Below are 17363 nucleotides of genomic sequence, written 5' to 3'. Positions count from 1 at the left end.
ACTGCGGCGTTGGTTGTTATGACTTTTTGTTACATTTTTTGCTTACAGCGCTGGCGACACTTCAGTCGCGACGATTATTTGCGCCGAATTAAACTCCGATAGATTTTTCAACCTGCAGGGAGTATAGGCTGCCAAATAGAAAGCTTCCCCGGGTGCCAACTCTTTTATTTTCGCCCCAATCGTCATTTGAATATCCCCTTGAGACACCCAGCCTGACTGATCAAAGGGGCTCATTAGCGGTGTTTCACCGGTATCGGTTTGCGGATCAAAGTAAAAGTGCTTGAGTGTTGCTTTTCGGGTCGGAAGGTTCTCGCCAACCACTTGCATAAAGCCGTAAGGTTTTTCATGCTTAAACATATTGTGCTGATTAAAAAAAACATCCCCCGCACTGCCATCCACTGACGCAAAAAAGTGTGATAGCGACATGGGAATGCCGCCTAGCACCTTCTCTAGTGATTGCACGCTAGGACTTACCTGGCCCTGCTCGATCATAGAGATACTACTGTTGGTAACCCCTGCTCGCTTTGCCAGCTCGCGCTGTGACAAGCCGTTGGCCTCTCGTATTTCTTTGAGCCTGCGTCCCAGTGCAACCGCTTGTGACGAATGGGCCATACCGCCTCCTTACGCGTTTAAATGCGGCCGTTTAGAACGACGTTCGACGATACGTGCGATAGCGCGGATACCAAAAGTTGGCCTCGACTTTTTCGGCAATCAATGCTTCCGGCACAGGCATAGCAACCTCATCGGCAATCGCTTGTTTAAACACCGCTTGGGCGATGGTGACACTCACCTGACGAATATCAGCCAGTGCCGGCAACAGCGAACCACGACCATCGCGAGCCAGCGGCGACAGCTCGGCCAGCGCCCGAGATGCGGCGAGCATCATGGTATCAGTAATGCGTGTCGCTTTAGCGGCAATAACGCCCAGCCCTACCCCTGGAAATATATAGCTGTTATTACACTGCGCAATATCGTAGCGCACCCCGGCAATATCCACTGGCGCAAACGGGCTGCCGGTCGCGACAATCGCGCGCCCTCCGGTCCAACGCAGAATATCAACAGGCTGCCCTTCCACTTTTGAGGTAGGATTCGACAAAGGTAGGATAATCGGCCGCTCGCAATGCGTTTGCATCGAGTCCACCAACAGTTTATTGAATAGCCCCGGCTGCCCCGATACCCCCACCAGTACCGTTGGCTGAGCATTGCGTACCACATCGAGTAAAGAAATTTGCCCCGTCTTGTCGTTCAGCCAATGGACCAAACTGGTGCCGGTTTTACAAAACTCTTCCTGAAACGGCAATAAGCCTTGGGAGGTATCAGTTAACAGCCCCTCGCGGTTAACCAAAAATATTCGCGCCAGCGCCTGCTCTCGAGTTAAACCCTCGGCTTGCATTTGCACGGCGATCTGATCGGCAATACCGCAGCCGGCTGAGCCTGCACCGGCAAAAACAATAACCTGCTCGGAGAGTTTTTCTTGTTTGGTATGGCAAGCAGCCAGCAAAGTACCCACGGTCACCGATGCGGTTCCCTGTACGTCGTCGTTAAAACAACACATGTGATCGCGGTATTTATGCAGCAGCGGCGTCGCATGAGTTTGCGCAAAATCCTCAAACTGTAGCAGCGCATTGGGCCAGCGCACCTTAACCGCCTGAATAAACTGATCAACGAATTCATAGTATTCGTTATCGGCGATACGCTCGTGTCGCCAACCCATATACATGGGGTCATTTATTAGCTGCTTGTTGTTGCAGCCTACATCCAATACCACGGGCAATGTGTAGGCCGGGCTAATACCACCGCAAGCGGTGTAGAGCGCAAGCTTGCCGATGGGAATCCCCATGCCGCCAATTCCTTGGTCACCAAGCCCTAAAATGCGCTCGCCATCGGTCACCACAATAACTTTTACATTGTGCTTGGTGGCATTTTGTAAAATATCATCAAGCCGGTCACGATCGGCGTAAGAGACAAACAAACCGCGTTTGCGTCGGTATATTTTGGAAAATTGCTCGCACGCCTGCCCCACCGTGGGCGTATAAATCAGCGGCATGACCTCTTCGAGATGTTCGGTGACCAAACGGTAATACAGAGTTTCGTTGGTGTCTTGAATATTGCGCAAATAGATATGCTTATCAATATCCGACTTAAAAGAGCAAAGCTGCTGGTAAGCGCGCGTTTTTTGCTCTTCAATGGTTTCGATTTGATAAGGCAGCAACCCTTCTAGATTAAATTGCTCACGCTCTTGGCGGCTGAACGCGCTACCTTTGTTTAACAGTGGCGCCTCTAACAGCGCCGGCCCCGCAAAGGGGATGTAAATTGGTCTGGTATTCACAGAATCACCCGCATCTCGTCCATTTTGTGCCGGGGCCTGCGGCCCTTACGTTTTAGCGTTATCGACCTTAGCGGCTCGTAACACCTCTTCGCCGGCATCGTTCATCAACCTCAGAATACCATGCTGAATGCGAACATTGTGAGTTCCAGGGAGCGCCGCCAACAATCTCGCCTCTTGATCGTTCAACGCTGGGATGCACAGCATCCGCGTCGCACCCAAGGGCTCTTGGATCGTCAGCCGGTCTTGGGTTAATTGGTAATCACCAAAAAATCGGTTGCAGCTGGCGTTGCCATTGATTTTTCCGTCGTCGGTAAACTGCAGCCGAGCCGGGCTGTAATCAATGACGCCTCGCCCCGCGATGTACTCCACCATCCACTCGCCCTTTAACGACACAGCCTGGCTCGTGGACACTGAGGTGGCCGGGGCATTAGAGAGTGCACAGCCAGCCATTAATCCAACCGCTACAACGGAAACAAACAACGACAAACGAAGCAACATAGTAGTACCTGCCAAGCGACGAAATATGATTATTATTTGCGCAGCACAGGGCGACACAAATAGCCTATTACCGAGTCTAGACCAACAATCAAAAGAACAATTCCCTAGGCTCTATTAATCTCAGCACCCCAGACACAAAAACGCCAGGCATCACCTGGCGTTTTTGTGCTCAATTAACTAACGTCCCATACCTGGCGGCAAGCCGCCACCAGGGGGCATGCCACCACCACCGCCGGGCATCATTCCGCCCAAGCCGCGCATCATTTTGGTCATGCCGCCGCCTTTCATTTTCTTCATCATTTTTGCCATCTGCTTGTGCTGTTTAAGCAGGCGGTTCAGGTCTTGTATCTGAGTGCCCGACCCCTGAGTGATACGGCGTTTACGCGAGCTGTTCAGGTCATCTGGGTGGCGCCGCTCCCACGGCGTCATTGAGCCGATTAACGCATCCATCATCTTAAACTGCTTGCCCATATCGGCTTGTTGCGCCATCTGAGCCATATTGCCCATACCGGGTAGTTTATCCATCAAACCGGTTAAACCGCCCATATCCTGCATTTGTTGCAGCTGATCACGCAAGTCATTTAAGTCAAAACGTTTGCCTTTGGTGACTTTCTGCACCAAGCGCTCGGCTTTATCGCGGTCAATTTTGCGCTCGGCATCTTCGATCAGCGACATCATGTCGCCCATACCCAAAATGCGCGACGCAATACGATCTGGATGGAAGGGCTCTAGGGCATCAACTTTTTCGCCCATACCCAAAAATTTAATCGGTTTGCCGGTTACCTGACGCACCGACAAGGCCGCCCCGCCCCGGGCGTCACCATCGGCTTTCGTTAAGATCACGCCAGTCAGCGGCAACGCATCATTAAAAGCTTTGGCGGTGTTAACCGCATCCTGGCCAATCATGGCGTCAATCACAAACAGGGTTTCTATGGGGTTTGCGACTTGATGAAGCTCTTGAATCTCGGCCATTAGGGTTTCATCGATATGCAAGCGGCCAGCAGTATCGATCAGCAAGACATCGTAAAACTGACGTTTGGCATGATCTATCGCACTGCGTGCAATATCGGCAGGCTTGTCTTCGGTGGTCGAAGGAAAACACTCTACGCCCACTTCTGTGGCCAGCGTTTGCAGCTGGGCGATCGCCGCCGGACGATATACGTCCGCGCTGACAATCAACACTTTCTTTTTTTGCCGCTCGGTCAGAAACTTAGCCAACTTAGCCACAGAGGTGGTTTTACCCGCCCCTTGTAAGCCCGCCATTAAAATCACTGCTGGGGGCTGCACTGCGAGATTGAGCGACTCATTGGCTTCACCCATCATCTCAACCAGCTCAGACTCGACAATTTTTAGAAATTGCTGGCCCGGATTGAGCGCTTTGCCCACTTGCGTGCCAAGCGCGCGCGAGCGTACCCGACCGACAAAATCCTTCACCACTGGCAGGGCCACGTCAGCCTCCAGTAGCGCTTTGCGAACTTCGCGCAATGTCGCCTGAATATTATCGTCGGTCAGGCGAGCCTTACCGGTGATTTTTTTAAACGTACCTGACAGTCGATCTTGCAGATTTTCAAACATAATGACACTGGTGCCTATTATCTGGCGGTGCGCAACGGCTGACCGCATAAGACTTTGATCATGAGGGCGCCTTAACACCCTACACCTATTTACACGTTGCCTGCGGTACGACCGCACGGGCGAAAAGGCGGCATTATACCGTGTTAAATCGGGCCCCGTCTCGCGTCGGGCGACAGAATAACCGCTCAGGGCGATTGATTCTCATTTGTAGGCTTCTCTTACGCCCGCGCATGTGACACACTTTCGACCCTAGGTATGCGGCGTATACTGCCCAGAGAACGGTGCCGCCAAAGCACCGCACCGACCACATCGGCAACACTATACTTTAAAGGATTCTGCTCACGCATGTCAGCGCTCGACATCAATCTAATCGCCGTCGCTCTCTATTTGCTGGCGGCCGGCTATCTTTTTATTTCGCTTTGGCGCCAGCACCCCATACGGCGCCAATCCCTCTATTTGCTTACCGCATTGGCGTTAATCGCACACGGCACCGGTTGTGCCAAGCTGATCATCCAGCCTCAGGGGTTAGCGTTAAACTTATTCCCCATGCTGTCGCTTATTTTTTGTACCGTCAACATCGTGGTATTGCTCAGCGCAGCCCGCAAACCCTTACACAACCTATTTATATTGCTGTTCCCGCTGACGATTGTAGCGATCGTTAGCAGCCTGCTACCGGTAAACAATAACGCGTTACTGCCCCTAACCCTTGGCTTGGCATCACACGTGCTGCTTTCGATTCTCGCCTACAGCTTGTTAACCATTGCCACCCTGCAAGCACTGTTTCTGGCCTTTCAAAATCACCGTCTTAAGCATAAGCGCTCCCTAGGGCCCAGCGGTTTGCTCCCGCCGCTACAAACCATGGAGTCTTTGCTGTTTGAGCTCCTGTGGGCCGGGCAATTACTGTTAACCGGGGCTATCGTCTCGGGTGTGATTTTTCTCGATGACCTCTTTGCCCAGCACGTTGTTCACAAAACCGTCTTCACCTTGCTAGCATGGCTAATTTACAGCATTCTGCTTTGGGGGCGGCACAGCTTGGGGTGGCGCGGCTACACCGCCATTCGCTGGGCTTTAGTCGGCTTTATCATGCTCATGCTGGCGTATTTTGGCAGTAAAATCGTACTCGAGTTTATACTCGATATTTAACAGTTCAGGCGATCTTGCTCTGTCAGTTGCGAATTGACGCGAACTGCTGCAAGATAGCCTGCCGAACGGCAATATAGGCACTACATCTCCTTGAACGACATACCCTTAGAACTATTGTTTGGGATTCTCCTAGGGCTACTCGTGCTCTCAGGCTTTTTCTCCAGCTCCGAAACCGCGATGATGGCCATTAACCGCTATCGCCTAAAGCACCTAAGCAAAAAAGGCGACAAGGGTGCTCAGCGCGTCGAGCTACTACTGCGGCGTCCCGATCGCCTGATCGGCCTGATCCTAATTGGCAACAATCTCGCCAATAACTTTGCCGCGGCCCTTACCACCGTTATTGCGATTCGTCTGATGGGCGATTCTGGCGTTGCCGTGGGGGGCTTTTTGCTTACCCTGGTTATGTTGGTATTCGCCGAGGTAACCCCCAAAACCGTCGCCACCCTTTACCCCGAGCGCATATCCTTTTTTGCCAGCCTGATTTTGCGGCCCTTAGCGTTTATTTTGGCCCCTGCGGTTATGCTGGTTAACAGTATTGCCAACGGCGTCACCAAGTTATTTGGCATCGATAAAGCTCACACCCACATTGAACATTTAGCACCTGAGGAGTTGCGCACCGTGGTGGACGAGGCCGGCGCGCTCATTCCCGATCAACACCAGGGCATGCTGTTAAATATTCTCGACCTCGAGAAATCCACCGTCGAAGACATCATGATTCCGCGCAACGAAGTCGAAGGGCTTGATCTCGATGACGACGTTAGCACCTTGCTCCACAAAATACGCACGTCAGAGTACACAAGGCTGCCGATCTACCGTGGCGATTTGAACGAGGTTGCGGGTATCTTGCACCTTAGAAATTCCGCCCGCTTTTTAAACGGTGATGATAGCGCCATTAGCAAAGCAGACTTCCAGACTCACGCCGACGAGCCCTACTTTGTCCCCGAATCAACGCCACTGCACACCCAGCTGATGAACTTTCAGCAGCAAAAGTGTCGTATCGCGTTGGTTGTTAACGAATACGGCGAGGTTCAAGGGATTGTTACGCTAGAGGATTTACTTGAAGAGATTGTGGGCGACTTTACGACTAACGTCGCCGAGGATGAAGATCAAGACATCATCCCTCAAGAGAATGGCTGGTATCAAATTCACGGTGGGACTTTTATTCGTGATATCAACCGAACGCTGGAATGGGCACTGCCCATTGACGGCCCCAAAACTCTCAACGGGCTCGCCATGGAGTACTTAGAAAGTATTCCCGATGGCAATATCAGCTTTATGCTAGAACATTATTTGTTTGAGACCGTCGAGATTACCGACAAAATGGTGGCCTGGTTTAACGTTAAGATGGATGAAAAAATCCAGTAGCGTTAGCAATACAGCACAAGCTTAATCGTCTCGCCGGTTAAGCTTGTGCAAAACCCACCCAGTCAAAGCGGCCAAGCCCAACAGGCACAGCAGTAAGACGGCAACCACTGCCATATAACCTAACAGCTGACCCCAGCTGACCCCCCAGCCGTAAACAGCCAGTGCAATAAAGCACGCGCACGACAAAAAGCTAGCGGCTCCAAGTCGGCGATAGCGACCAAGACGCCTAAACATCAAAAAAACCTGTAACACCGCGCAGCGGTACATCAATCATCATTTGCCCCAGAATGTTGCAGTTGTTGTGTGTTGTACAGCTGCGTCGCGCCATTGAGATCCACAGCATTAACCACTTGCCGATAACCGAGCTGCTCTAACGATTCTTTCGCAATTTCGGCGCGGCGACCACTGCGACAATAAAGTACGACTTGTACGTCTTTGTCCGGTGCGTACTCGGCAACCTGACCGGCGATTACCTCGTGGGGAATATTGACCGCCACCGGCAAATGACCCTCAGCGAACTCATCCGCCGTGCGCACATCTATCCAAACCGTCTCCGGTGCAGCGGCGCTATGCAATGAGACTAGCATCAACGCCGTGAGCGCCAAAACCCTCACTAAGCTCTTGGGACCAAACTGACAAAAAGTCATTCTGAGCTCCTCTTGCTACCAATAAACAACTCAAGCGTCGCGACGCCATTTAGTGCCTTCAGCCGAATCTTCCAGCAAAATGCCTGCTGCCAACAACTGATCGCGCACTTCATCGGCGCGGGCAAAATTTTTGTCGCGCTTGGCCTGCGCCCGCTCGGCGATTAACGCCTCAACGGTCTCGGCAGCAAGGTCACTCTCCCCTGCCGACTGCAAAAAATCATCAGGGGCACTACCAAACAGACCAAGCAACTGACCCATGGCCTTTAGCTCTGCCACTAAAGGTTCTGCTTCTTGTTTGCCTTTGGCAGAGTTTAGCGCTCGCACCAAGTCAAACATAACCGCCAGCGCAACTCGGGTATTAAAATCATCGTTCATTGCCGCGACAAACTTTTTATAAAACTCGTTGCCGGCCAACTCTTCTAAGCTCGCGGCCGCCACAGATTCATACCCGCGCAGCGCATTGTACAAACGATCGAGGCCCGCTTTTGCTTCAACGAGATTCTCTTCAGAGTAATTAATGGGGCTGCGGTAGTGACTGCTAATCAACAAATAGCGCACTACCTCGGCGTGGTACTGTTTTAGCACATCGCGAATGGTGAAAAAGTTGCCCAGGGATTTAGACATCTTTTCACCATCCAAGCGCACAGCGCCCGCATGCATCCAATAGTTTGCATACTGGCAACCGTTGGCCGCTTCGCTTTGGGCGATTTCGTTTTCGTGGTGCGGAAAAGGCAAATCTGGGCCGCCGCCATGAATATCAAAGTGAGCCCCAAGGCACGCTTTGCTCATGGCCGAACACTCAATATGCCAGCCGGGACGACCACGACCAAACGGCGAACTCCAGCCTACATCTGCCTCAGCGGCAAACTTCCACAACGCAAAGTCACGAGGATCTTCTTTAGCAGAACCCACTTCAACCCGCGCGCCCGCTAACAGTTGTTCCGGGTCTTTATTCGTGAGCTTGCCGTAATCGGCAAAGCGACTAACCCGGTAGTAGACATCGCCGTTGTTCGCGCTATAGGCATAACCTTTCTCGATCAAGGTTTCGATCATCGCGATAATATCGTCGATATGCGCAGTAGCACGAGGCTCGGTATCGGGTGGCAAAATGCCAAGTGCGCGCTCATCCTCGTGCATAAACTCAATGTAGCGAGAGGTTAAATCGGTATAGCGTTCACCATTATCCGCCGCGCGATCAATAATTTTATCGTCGATGTCAGTAATATTGCGCACATAGTTGACGTTCCACTGCTGCGAGCGCAAAAAACGGCTCATCACATCAAAGGCAACGAGCACCCGAGCATGACCGATATGACAGTAATCGTACACGGTAATACCGCAGACATAGAGCCCAATTTTGCCGGGCTCACGCGGTTCAAACACTTCTTTTTTACCGGACAAGGTACTGTAAATCGTTAAGCTCATAACTTTGTTTCTCTAAAACTTTTTAAGAATAACCTTGGCAAACAACGCTTAGCTTTGTTGCGAAATTTTTGCCCAGCTATCACGCAAGCTAATGGTTCGGTTAAATACGACAGCGCCGTCTTTACTGTAGTGGGCATCGAGGCAAAAATACCCCTCGCGTTCGAATTGGTACGCCGACTCGGGCGCCGCATCGCGCAGCGAGACCTCAGCTTTAGCCCCTTTTAACACCTGCAAGCTTTCAGGGTTAATGGCCGCTAAAAAGTCTGTACCGCCAGCACCCGGCGACTCTTCGTTAAACAAGCGATCGTAAAGCCTGACTTCGCAATCGATATGCTCCTCGGCAGAGACCCAGTGGATAACACCTTTGGGCTTTACGCCATCTTCCGGGTCGGTGCCGATAGTGTTTGCAATAACTCGAGCTTTAACCTCTACGATCTCGCCCGCTTCGTTTTTAACGGCTTCGTCTGCTTCAATCACGTAAGCATTGCGCAACCGGACACGCTTGCCTATTACCAAGCGCTTGTATTTTTTGTTCGCTTCTTCGCGAAAGTCTTCAACATCGATAAACACGGTTTTAGCAAACGGCAACTCCCGTTCTGCCAAGTCGTCACGATTAGGGTGTCCTGGCGCAATCAAGCGTTCGACTTTGTCGTCGGGGTAATTGGTTAGGGTAACCTTTAACGGGCGCAACACACACATTGCGCGCGGCGCACGCTTATCCAGATCATCGCGCACGCAATACTCCAACATGCCAACATCCACCACACTGTCGGAGCGAGTCACGCCAATGCGCTCACAAAAGTTGCGCAGCGATTGTGCCGTGTAACCGCGGCGGCGCATACCAGAGATCGTCGGCATGCGCGGATCATCCCAGCCATCAACGTGATGTTCGTCTACCAACTGACGCAATTTACGTTTACTGGTAACAGTGTAATTTAAATTCAGACGCGCAAACTCGTACTGTTTGGGATTAGCAGGCACCGATAAGTTCGCGATAAACCACTCGTACAAGGGGCGATGATCTTCAAACTCTAATGTACAAATCGAATGGGTAACGCCTTCGATTGCATCGCTTTGACCGTGAGCAAAGTCGTAAGAAGGGTAAATACACCATTTATCGCCCGTGTGATGATGACGTACTTTTTTAATGCGGTAGATAACCGGATCGCGCAAATTAATATTGGGCGCCGCCATATCAATTTTAGCCCGCAATGAGCAGCTGCCCTCCTCTAACTCGCCTGCGCGCATTTGCTCAAACAGGGCTAAGTTCTCCTCCACGCTGCGATCGCGATAAGGGCTATTTTTTCCGGGCTCGGTTAAAGTGCCGCGATGCTCGCGAGCTTGATCGGGGCTTAAATCACAGACGTAGGCTTTACCTGCTTTAATAAGCTCCACCGCCCAGCCGTGCAGCTGATCGAAATAATCCGACGTAAAGCGAATGTCACCATCCCACTCAAACCCCAGCCAAGAGACATCGCGCTTAATAGACTCGACGTACTCATCGCTCTCTTTTTCAGGGTTGGTGTCGTCAAACCGCAAATTGCACACACCGCCAAACTGTTTGGCAACACCAAAGTTTAGACAAATTGATTTGGCGTGGCCGATGTGTAAATAGCCATTGGGCTCCGGCGGAAAACGCGTCACAACACTTTGCACATTGCCTTCATCGAGGTCTTTGCGAAGTATATTCTGAATAAAGTGTGACGGCTTTTCGGCCTTTACAGAGACGTTTTCGGTGGTTTCAGTCATGCTGATTAACAATCCAGTTAGCAAGCGAGAGGGCCGGCACAGCCGGCTATTAAGATATAACTATTGTAATGCTTGGCAGCGGCATTGCCTACTGCTCTAGCGCGCCGGGCGAGACCGTCGAGCGATAACCCTCGCGGCGCTGTATTTGATAGTGGCGCACTGCGTCGTTGTGCGCCTCAAGCGTGTCAGAAAACACATGGGTTCCGTCGCCTTTAGCGACAAAGTACAGCTCACTACCCGGGTCTGGGTGCATACTGGCGTAAACCGCCTGAGCGCCAGGCAGCGCAATTGGTGTTGGCGGTAAACCGCGAATGACGTAGGTATTGTAGGGTGTTGGGCGCGTTAAGTCGGCGCGACCGATTTTGCCCTGATAGGCATCGCCCATACCGTAGATAACCGTAGGGTCGGTCTGCAGGCGCATATTGTTTTCCAGCCGCCTGACAAACACACCGGCTATTTTGCGCCGCTCCCACGATGCGCCCGTCTCACGCTCGACAATCGACGCCATAATCAACGCCTCATAGGGGGTTTGATATGGCAGACCAACATCGCGTCCCGGCCAAAGTTCGTCTAAAGTTTGACGCATTTTGCGGTAGGCTCGCTGCAATATCGCGACATCGGTAGTGCCACCGTTGTAATGATAGGTATCGGGGAAAAACCAGCCCTCGGGGTGCTCAATAGGCAAATCTAACATCGCCAGCTGCGCCTCTGGGCTCTGCCCGGCCAACTGCGAGTCGATTCGCTCCGACTCAGCCAGCGCTTGTACCGCCTGGGCAAAGGTCCAGCCCTCAATCAAGGTCACGGTATAACTGACGACGTTGCCGGTATTTAACATCTTCATGAATTGTCGCGGCGTCATGCCCGGCTCTAACAAATAGTCACCGGCGCGCACTTCACTTTGGCCACTCAGGCGCGCGTAAAACGTCAATACTTGCGGGTGTTTAAGAATTCCCTGCCCGGCCAAATCCGATGCGGCGCCACTCAGGCTCCCGCCCGATTTAAGTTGATAGTGAAGCCCATCTTCTGGCAGCGCCATGGGCTCGGCGTACCACTGTTTAAAATATTGCAGCGCCCCCAAAGCGGACACCAACAAGGCTAGCAACGCGAGCAAAATCAACCGTTTTATTAAACCAACCGCCAAATGAATCATTGACCACTACCCTTGCCCTGCAAAAAGTCATTCAGTGCCGCACTCAGTCGGAGTGCATTATTGTGATGTAAAAATTGATGTAAAGTCCCGGCGTCATCTGCGATCGCCGCTACCGGTCGAACCCCACGATTACTGTTACACAGCATTACTTCTTCTGCGCTATAGACCGCATCCAAACTCAATGGCGCCACGGCCACACGAACACTGCAGCGCGGGGCTAACTCGTCCAGCACGAGCTGGCGCATGACACCGGCGACCCCGGACTCATCCAATACCGGAGTGTGCCAACAGCCTTTACGATAAATAAACACATTGTGCGAAGTCGCCTCAATCACATTGGCGCGGTCGTCCAACATTAGGCCCTCATCAAACGTGTTGTCTTGCCACTCAGCCCGGGCCAGCACATTCTCTAACCGGTTGAGATGTTTATGACCGGCCAACACACGATTGCGCCCCAGACGCATACGACAAACTTTAAGCCGAGCAGGCGTCGGCCGTGACGTTAACAGCTCGAGGTTGTCGGGTTGCACCATCAACACGATTGTGGGCGCGACTCGGTGCGGCTGCTGATACCCACGCCCGCCCACGCCGCGAGTTAGAATGAGCTTAAACGTTCCCTGACGGATATTCTGCTCGCGCAATAGCGCCAAGGCCGTATCAACCCAAGACTCCAGCTGCTTGGTGTTTAGTTCAATGGCAAAAACGGCACTGCTCACCAACAACCGCTGCAAGTGTCTCGACCACAGTGGAATGCGCCCGTTATGCAACCGGCACGTTTCAAACAGGCCGTCGCCATACGCTAAACCACGATCAAGCGCAGAGAGCTGATGATCCAGCTCTCCGTTAATCCAAATTAAAGGGGATGTTGGTGTCGACATGACTATCGAGGCTCTAGGCCCCGCCGCAGATACATCGAGGGCGAATTAGTTGCGCAACTTAGAGAACAACAGCGATCCATTGGTGCCACCAAAACCAAACGAGTTGCTCAAAACCGCCTGGATTGGCCGCTCTTGCGCGGTGTGCGGCACAAGATTGAGGTCGCAGCCCTCATCGGGGTTGTCGAGATTGATCGTCGGCGGCGCCACCTGATCGCGAATCGCCAGGGTGCTAAAAATCGCCTCGACCGCACCAGCGGCCCCTAGCAAGTGACCAATCATAGATTTGGTTGAGCTAACCGCCACTTGGTCAACGGCCGATTTCATAACGGATTTTACCGCCTGGCATTCGGCTTTATCACCAGCCTGAGTCGAGGTGCCGTGGGCGTTAATGTAGTTGATCGAGGCCAGATCGATACCGGCATCGTCAATAGCATTCTGCATGGACAGTGCCGCCCCGGCGCCATCTTCAGGTGGCGAGGTCATATGATAAGCGTCACCACTCATGCCAAAGCCAATCAGCTCGGCGTAAATGTTCGCGCCGCGCGCCCGCGCATGCTCGTACTCTTCGAGCACCATAACCCCGGCGCCATCCCCCAGAACAAAACCATCGCGGTCTTTATCCCAAGGGCGACTAGCCGCTTGTGGGTCATCGTTGCGGGTAGACAGCGCGCGCGCCGCCGCAAAGCCGCCAAGCCCTACCGGCGTGGTAGCCATCTCGGCGCCACCGGCAAGCATGACGTCGGCGTCGCCATACATAATAGAGCGCGCCGCTAAACCGATGCAGTGAGTACCGGTGGTACAAGCGGTGGTAACCGCTAGGTTTGGCCCGCGCAAGCCGTAATGAATTGAGAGGTTGCCGGCGATCATATTGATGATCGCGCCGGGAACAAAAAACGGCGACATACGTCGCGGTCCTTTATGCTCAACGATTAGCGCGCCATCCTCTATGGTGCCAATGCCGCCAATGCCAGAGCCAATCGACACGCCCATGCGAGCGCCGTTTTGCTCAGTGACTTCGAGACCCGAGTCGCGCATTGCCTGAATACCCGCCACCATTCCGAACTGAATAAACGGGTCCATTTTGCGAGCATCTTTTGCCGAGAAGTAGCCCTCAACCGAAAAATCTTTGACGGAGGCGGAAAAGCGCGCACTGAAAGCAGAGGCGTCAAACTGGGTGATAGGCGCAACACCACTGCGCCCGGCAAGGATTCCATCCCAGGTATCCGCCACGGTGTTACCCAGCGGACTGACCATACCCAAGCCTGTTACTACTACTCTCTTACGCGACACGTGATTTTCTCTCCCCCACAACGGACTTATACGCCATCGACCTTAGGCCCCAGCGTACCCAAAACCCCAAAGAAAAAGCCGTACTATTTCTCAATAATACGGCTTTCGCGAAACCTGCTACCAAACTTGTTGCAGATTAGGCCAAATTGGCATTGATGTAATCGATGGCCAACTGAACTGTGGTGATCTTTTCGGCTTCTTCATCTGGAATTTCGGTCTCGAATTCTTCTTCCAGAGCCATCACCAACTCTACGGTGTCCAGAGAATCCGCGCCTAAATCTTCAACGAAAGAAGCTTCGTTCTTCACTTCGTCTTCTTTAACGCCCAGTTGCTCAGCAACGATTTTTTTTACGCGTTCTTCAATGCTGCTCATGATCTAATTCAACTCCTAATAGGTAGTATCGACGAAACCGTCATGTTCAGAACCATTTGACGGTTCCAGATTTTCTACGGCGAAATCGATGCGCATTTTACATCTATTTTTGCCGCGTTGTAACGCATAAGACAAAATTTCTTTATCTTTTTGCCCTTTTTCTTTTTAAAACAGTCAGTTACAGACCGCTTTAATTCATATACATGCCGCCATTGACGTGTATTGTCTCACCCGAAACGTAAGCGCCAGCGTCAGAGGCCAAAAATCCAACGACTGCAGCGATTTCCTCAGGCTTACCTAAGCGCCCCAGCGGAATCTTACTTAGCAGCTGAGCTTTTTGCTCGTCGGGCAATATACGCGTCATATCAGTATCAATAAAGCCAGGCGCGACAGTGTTTACTGTAATACCGCGCGAGCCAACCTCAGCCGCCAATGAGCGAGCAAAACCTGCCGCCCCCGCTTTGGTTGCCGCGTAGTTAGACTGCCCAGCATTGCCCATGGCACCCACTACCGAGCCGACATTTATAATCCGGCCCCAGCGACTTTTCATCATGCCGCGAAGCACCGCTTTACTGAGCCGGTAAACAGCACTGAGATTAGTGTTAACAACATCAAACCACTCTTCATCAGACATCCGCATCAACAGATTATCTTTAGTAATGCCTGCGTTATTCACTAATATCAGGGGTACACCATACTCCTGTTGGACGTCCTTCAAAAGCCCTGCAACCGAATCGGCATCTGTTACGTTTAACACTTTGCCAACACCATTCAGACCTTGCTCGTTAAAACGCTCGGTAATGGCCGCCGCGCCCTTTTCGCTAGTAGCCGTACCAACAACGGTAGCACCGGTACGGGCCAACTGCTCGGCAATCGCCGCACCGATTCCGCGACTTGCACCGGTAACCAATGCGACCTTGTTATCTGTAGTCATATCCTTCTCGCCTTTTGAGATTTACTGATGTTGCGCCACTGCCGCCGCCAGCTCGGCAGGGTTTTCAATAGAGCTGGCGCTTAATGATTTGTTAATGCGCTTTGCCAGGCCAGCCAACACTTTGCCGGGGCCACACTCGATCAAGGTTTCGACTCCCGCGTTCGCCAGCGTATTAACACAATCAACCCATAATACCGGGCTGTATATTTGCTCGATCATGAGCGCTTTGATTTTCGCCGGATCGCTTTCAGTGCGCGCGTGCACATTGTGCACAACCGCGATTTGAGGTGCATGAAACTCCACCTCTTCGACCCAGATGGCTAGACCGTCGGCGGCCGGACGCATTAATTCGGTATGAAACGGCGCACTCACCGGCAGGGCCAGCGCACGCTTGGCGCCCGCCTCTTTACAAGCCGCCATAGCGCGCTCGACGGCTGCATTGTGCCCAGCGATCACCACTTGTCCTGGAGAGTTAAAGTTAACGGCCGCCACAATCTCGCCATCGGCCGCTGATGCACAGGCGGCCAAAACCGCGTCATCGGCAAGACCGATAATTGCCGCCATCGCACCCTGGCCCGCCGGTACTGCCTCTTGCATTAGCTTGCCCCGCTGACGCACTAACGCAACGGCATCAGCAAATGAAACAACACCAGCACAAACTAATGCCGACCACTCACCCAAGCTATGGCCTGCCAAAAGTGCGGGCTTGGCACCACCGCACTGCTCCCACACTCGCCAAATCGCAACGCTAGCCGTTAACAGTAGCGGCTGAGTGCACTCAGTCAAATTGATTTCTTCTTGCGTGCCATTTTGTACGCGATCCCAAAGGTCGTAGCCAAGCACGTCGGATGCTTCGGCAAAGGTCTGCTGCACAATCGGATACTCCGCCGCCAGCGGCTCCAACATACCAATTTGCTGTGAACCTTGCCCCGGGAATACAAACGCCAAGTTATCTGTGGCCATAATCGTTAACTCTTCCAATCTGATTAAACAAATTCGTTAGGCCGCACTCATTGCGCGTGCCATTTTTTCAGTCGATTTAAAGCGTGCTTGCTCGTAGGCGAGATGCAGCGCGTGGACTGTCGCCATCGTCGAGGCTCCGCCATGGCTTTTAATAACCGCTCCGGCAAGACCCGCCAATATCGCGCCATTATAAGCATCCGGGTTCAACTCTGCTCGCCAGCGACGAATCAGAGGCCACATTAGTGGCACCGCCAGCCGACCAAAACCGCCTGTAAAGCTCTCCTCGATACGGCCGGCAATCAAGCGCGCAACCCCCTCACTGGCCTTAAGAGCGATATTGCCGCTAAAACCGTCGCAGACAATCACGTGTACGTGACCACTGTATATCGCATCAGCCTCAACAAAACCCGCGTACTCAAAATCTTCGGCTTGCGCCAGCAGTTTGGCCGCCTCCCGGATAATCGCCGTACCCTTGCCGGCCTCGGTGCCAATATTCAGTAGCGCCGCTTTGGGGGCTGCGACACCGCTAGCGCGCGCCAACACACCACCCATTTTGGCAAACTGCAATAACTGAGCGCTGCTGCAGTGGATATTAGCGCCCAGATCCAACATCAAAGTAACGCCTGAGCGCACCGGCATCGCCTTGCAAATTGCCGGCACCTCGACCCCCGCCAACATGCCAATCAAACGTCGACTAATCAACATTAACGCGCCGGTGTTGCCCGCACTAACGCAGGCATCGGCGCGCTTGTCTGCCACCGCCAACAAGGTTTGCCACATAGATGTGTCACTGCCCTGGCGCAACGCCTGACGCGGATCGGCATCCATCGCCACCGCAGCTGATGTATCGATAAAGTCAATATTAGAGGGGACAGAGGTATGAAGCTCTCGCTCCATTGCAGTGCGCTCACCAAACAATAACAAATGAGCATCGGGAGAGGTGCGAGCAAACTCAATTGCCGCGGGGATAGCAACGCGGGGACCGAAGTCCCCGCTCATAGCATCTACAGCTAGTCGTATTGGCTCAGACAATGGAGAATCGTC

The 17363-nt window shown here is 52.6% G+C and carries 16 protein-coding genes; 2 read left to right on the top strand and 14 right to left on the bottom strand.

The window, feature by feature from the left end; genetic code table 11:
• Nucleotides 1-42 precede the first annotated feature (42 nt).
• The 4 genes from AACY82_RS02345 to ffh form a co-directional block, all read right to left on the bottom strand.
• The gene (locus AACY82_RS02345) at nt 43-612 is read right to left on the bottom strand and encodes a helix-turn-helix domain-containing protein (protein WP_339615148.1); all 570 of its coding nucleotides are present in this window, start codon (nt 610-612) and stop codon (nt 43-45) included.
• Between the two features lie 31 nt (nt 613-643).
• A complete protein-coding gene (locus AACY82_RS02340; RefSeq protein ID WP_339615147.1) occupies nt 644-2329 on the bottom strand; it encodes an NAD-dependent malic enzyme in 1686 nt (561 codons plus the stop codon).
• A gap of 45 nt (nt 2330-2374) precedes the next feature.
• Nucleotides 2375-2827, bottom strand: coding sequence for an META domain-containing protein (locus AACY82_RS02335; RefSeq protein ID WP_339615146.1), 453 nt, complete (start codon nt 2825-2827; stop codon nt 2375-2377).
• Nucleotides 2828-3004: 177 nt separating this feature from the next.
• Nucleotides 3005-4402, bottom strand: coding sequence for a signal recognition particle protein (gene ffh / locus AACY82_RS02330; RefSeq protein WP_339615145.1), 1398 nt, complete (start codon nt 4400-4402; stop codon nt 3005-3007).
• 345 nt (nt 4403-4747) lie between these two features.
• Between ffh and ccsA the strand changes: the two genes are divergently transcribed.
• On the top strand, nt 4748-5545 hold the full coding sequence (gene ccsA / locus AACY82_RS02325; protein ID WP_339615144.1) for a cytochrome c biogenesis protein CcsA: 798 nt from the start codon (nt 4748-4750) through the stop codon (nt 5543-5545).
• Nucleotides 5546-5635: 90 nt separating this feature from the next.
• Complete coding sequence (locus AACY82_RS02320) at nt 5636-6910, top strand: HlyC/CorC family transporter (protein WP_339615143.1); 1275 nt, start codon at nt 5636-5638, stop codon at nt 6908-6910.
• Nucleotides 6911-7176: 266 nt separating this feature from the next.
• Here AACY82_RS02320 and AACY82_RS02315 read toward each other — a convergent pair whose 3' ends face one another.
• The 10 genes from AACY82_RS02315 to plsX all read right to left on the bottom strand — a co-directional run bounded on the left by AACY82_RS02315 (nt 7177) and on the right by plsX (nt 17351).
• Nucleotides 7177-7557 (bottom strand): rhodanese-like domain-containing protein, encoded by a 381-nt coding sequence (locus AACY82_RS02315; protein ID WP_339615142.1) that lies wholly within the window; start codon nt 7555-7557, stop codon nt 7177-7179.
• 30 nt (nt 7558-7587) lie between these two features.
• On the bottom strand, nt 7588-8982 hold the full coding sequence (gene cysS / locus AACY82_RS02310; RefSeq protein WP_339615141.1) for a cysteine--tRNA ligase: 1395 nt from the start codon (nt 8980-8982) through the stop codon (nt 7588-7590).
• Between the two features lie 48 nt (nt 8983-9030).
• Entirely contained in the window at nt 9031-10731 is a 1701-nt protein-coding gene (locus tag AACY82_RS02305) for a glutamine--tRNA ligase/YqeY domain fusion protein (protein ID WP_339615140.1), read from the bottom strand.
• Between the two features lie 88 nt (nt 10732-10819).
• Complete coding sequence (gene mltG, locus AACY82_RS02300) at nt 10820-11881, bottom strand: endolytic transglycosylase MltG (RefSeq protein ID WP_339615139.1); 1062 nt, start codon at nt 11879-11881, stop codon at nt 10820-10822.
• Entirely contained in the window at nt 11878-12759 is an 882-nt protein-coding gene (pabC, locus tag AACY82_RS02295) for an aminodeoxychorismate lyase (RefSeq protein WP_339615138.1), read from the bottom strand. Before pabC ends, mltG begins: the two co-directional genes overlap by 4 nt.
• 45 nt (nt 12760-12804) lie before the next feature.
• Nucleotides 12805-14049 (bottom strand): beta-ketoacyl-ACP synthase II, encoded by a 1245-nt coding sequence (gene fabF / locus AACY82_RS02290; RefSeq protein ID WP_339615137.1) that lies wholly within the window; start codon nt 14047-14049, stop codon nt 12805-12807.
• Nucleotides 14050-14185: 136 nt separating this feature from the next.
• Entirely contained in the window at nt 14186-14422 is a 237-nt protein-coding gene (gene acpP / locus AACY82_RS02285) for an acyl carrier protein (RefSeq protein WP_007640684.1), read from the bottom strand.
• 190 nt (nt 14423-14612) lie between these two features.
• The gene (gene fabG, locus AACY82_RS02280; RefSeq protein ID WP_339615136.1) at nt 14613-15356 is read right to left on the bottom strand and encodes a 3-oxoacyl-ACP reductase FabG; all 744 of its coding nucleotides are present in this window, start codon (nt 15354-15356) and stop codon (nt 14613-14615) included.
• Nucleotides 15357-15377: 21 nt separating this feature from the next.
• Nucleotides 15378-16319, bottom strand: a complete 942-nt coding sequence (fabD, locus tag AACY82_RS02275) for an ACP S-malonyltransferase (RefSeq protein WP_339615135.1) — start codon at nt 16317-16319, stop codon at nt 15378-15380.
• A gap of 36 nt (nt 16320-16355) precedes the next feature.
• Nucleotides 16356-17351: a phosphate acyltransferase PlsX gene (gene plsX / locus AACY82_RS02270; protein ID WP_339615134.1), complete on the bottom strand. Its 996-nt coding sequence runs from the start codon at nt 17349-17351 to the stop codon at nt 16356-16358.
• Nucleotides 17352-17363: the final 12 nt, after the last annotated feature.

It is taken from the genome of uncultured Gilvimarinus sp. (genome assembly GCF_963972205.1).
Taxonomy (GTDB): domain Bacteria; phylum Pseudomonadota; class Gammaproteobacteria; order Pseudomonadales; family Cellvibrionaceae; genus Gilvimarinus; species Gilvimarinus japonicus.
The sequence above is the reverse complement of the archived record's forward strand: the minus strand, read 5'-3'. Positions and strand labels throughout refer to the sequence as shown.

Coding starts and splice junctions, on each gene's coding strand:
- AACY82_RS02345 (WP_339615148.1), bottom strand. CDS start 612: ATGGCCCATTCGTCACAAGCGGTTGCACTGGGACGCAGGCTCAAAGAA.
- AACY82_RS02335 (WP_339615146.1), bottom strand. CDS start 2,827: ATGTTGCTTCGTTTGTCGTTGTTTGTTTCCGTTGTAGCGGTTGGATTA.
- ffh (WP_339615145.1), bottom strand. CDS start 4,402: ATGTTTGAAAATCTGCAAGATCGACTGTCAGGTACGTTTAAAAAAATC.
- ccsA (WP_339615144.1), top strand. CDS start 4,748: ATGTCAGCGCTCGACATCAATCTAATCGCCGTCGCTCTCTATTTGCTG.
- AACY82_RS02315 (WP_339615142.1), bottom strand. CDS start 7,557: ATGACTTTTTGTCAGTTTGGTCCCAAGAGCTTAGTGAGGGTTTTGGCG.
- cysS (WP_339615141.1), bottom strand. CDS start 8,982: ATGAGCTTAACGATTTACAGTACCTTGTCCGGTAAAAAAGAAGTGTTT.
- AACY82_RS02305 (WP_339615140.1), bottom strand. CDS start 10,731: ATGACTGAAACCACCGAAAACGTCTCTGTAAAGGCCGAAAAGCCGTCA.
- mltG (WP_339615139.1), bottom strand. CDS start 11,881: ATGATTCATTTGGCGGTTGGTTTAATAAAACGGTTGATTTTGCTCGCG.
- pabC (WP_339615138.1), bottom strand. CDS start 12,759: ATGTCGACACCAACATCCCCTTTAATTTGGATTAACGGAGAGCTGGAT.
- acpP (WP_007640684.1), bottom strand. CDS start 14,422: ATGAGCAGCATTGAAGAACGCGTAAAAAAAATCGTTGCTGAGCAACTG.
- fabG (WP_339615136.1), bottom strand. CDS start 15,356: ATGACTACAGATAACAAGGTCGCATTGGTTACCGGTGCAAGTCGCGGA.
- fabD (WP_339615135.1), bottom strand. CDS start 16,319: ATGGCCACAGATAACTTGGCGTTTGTATTCCCGGGGCAAGGTTCACAG.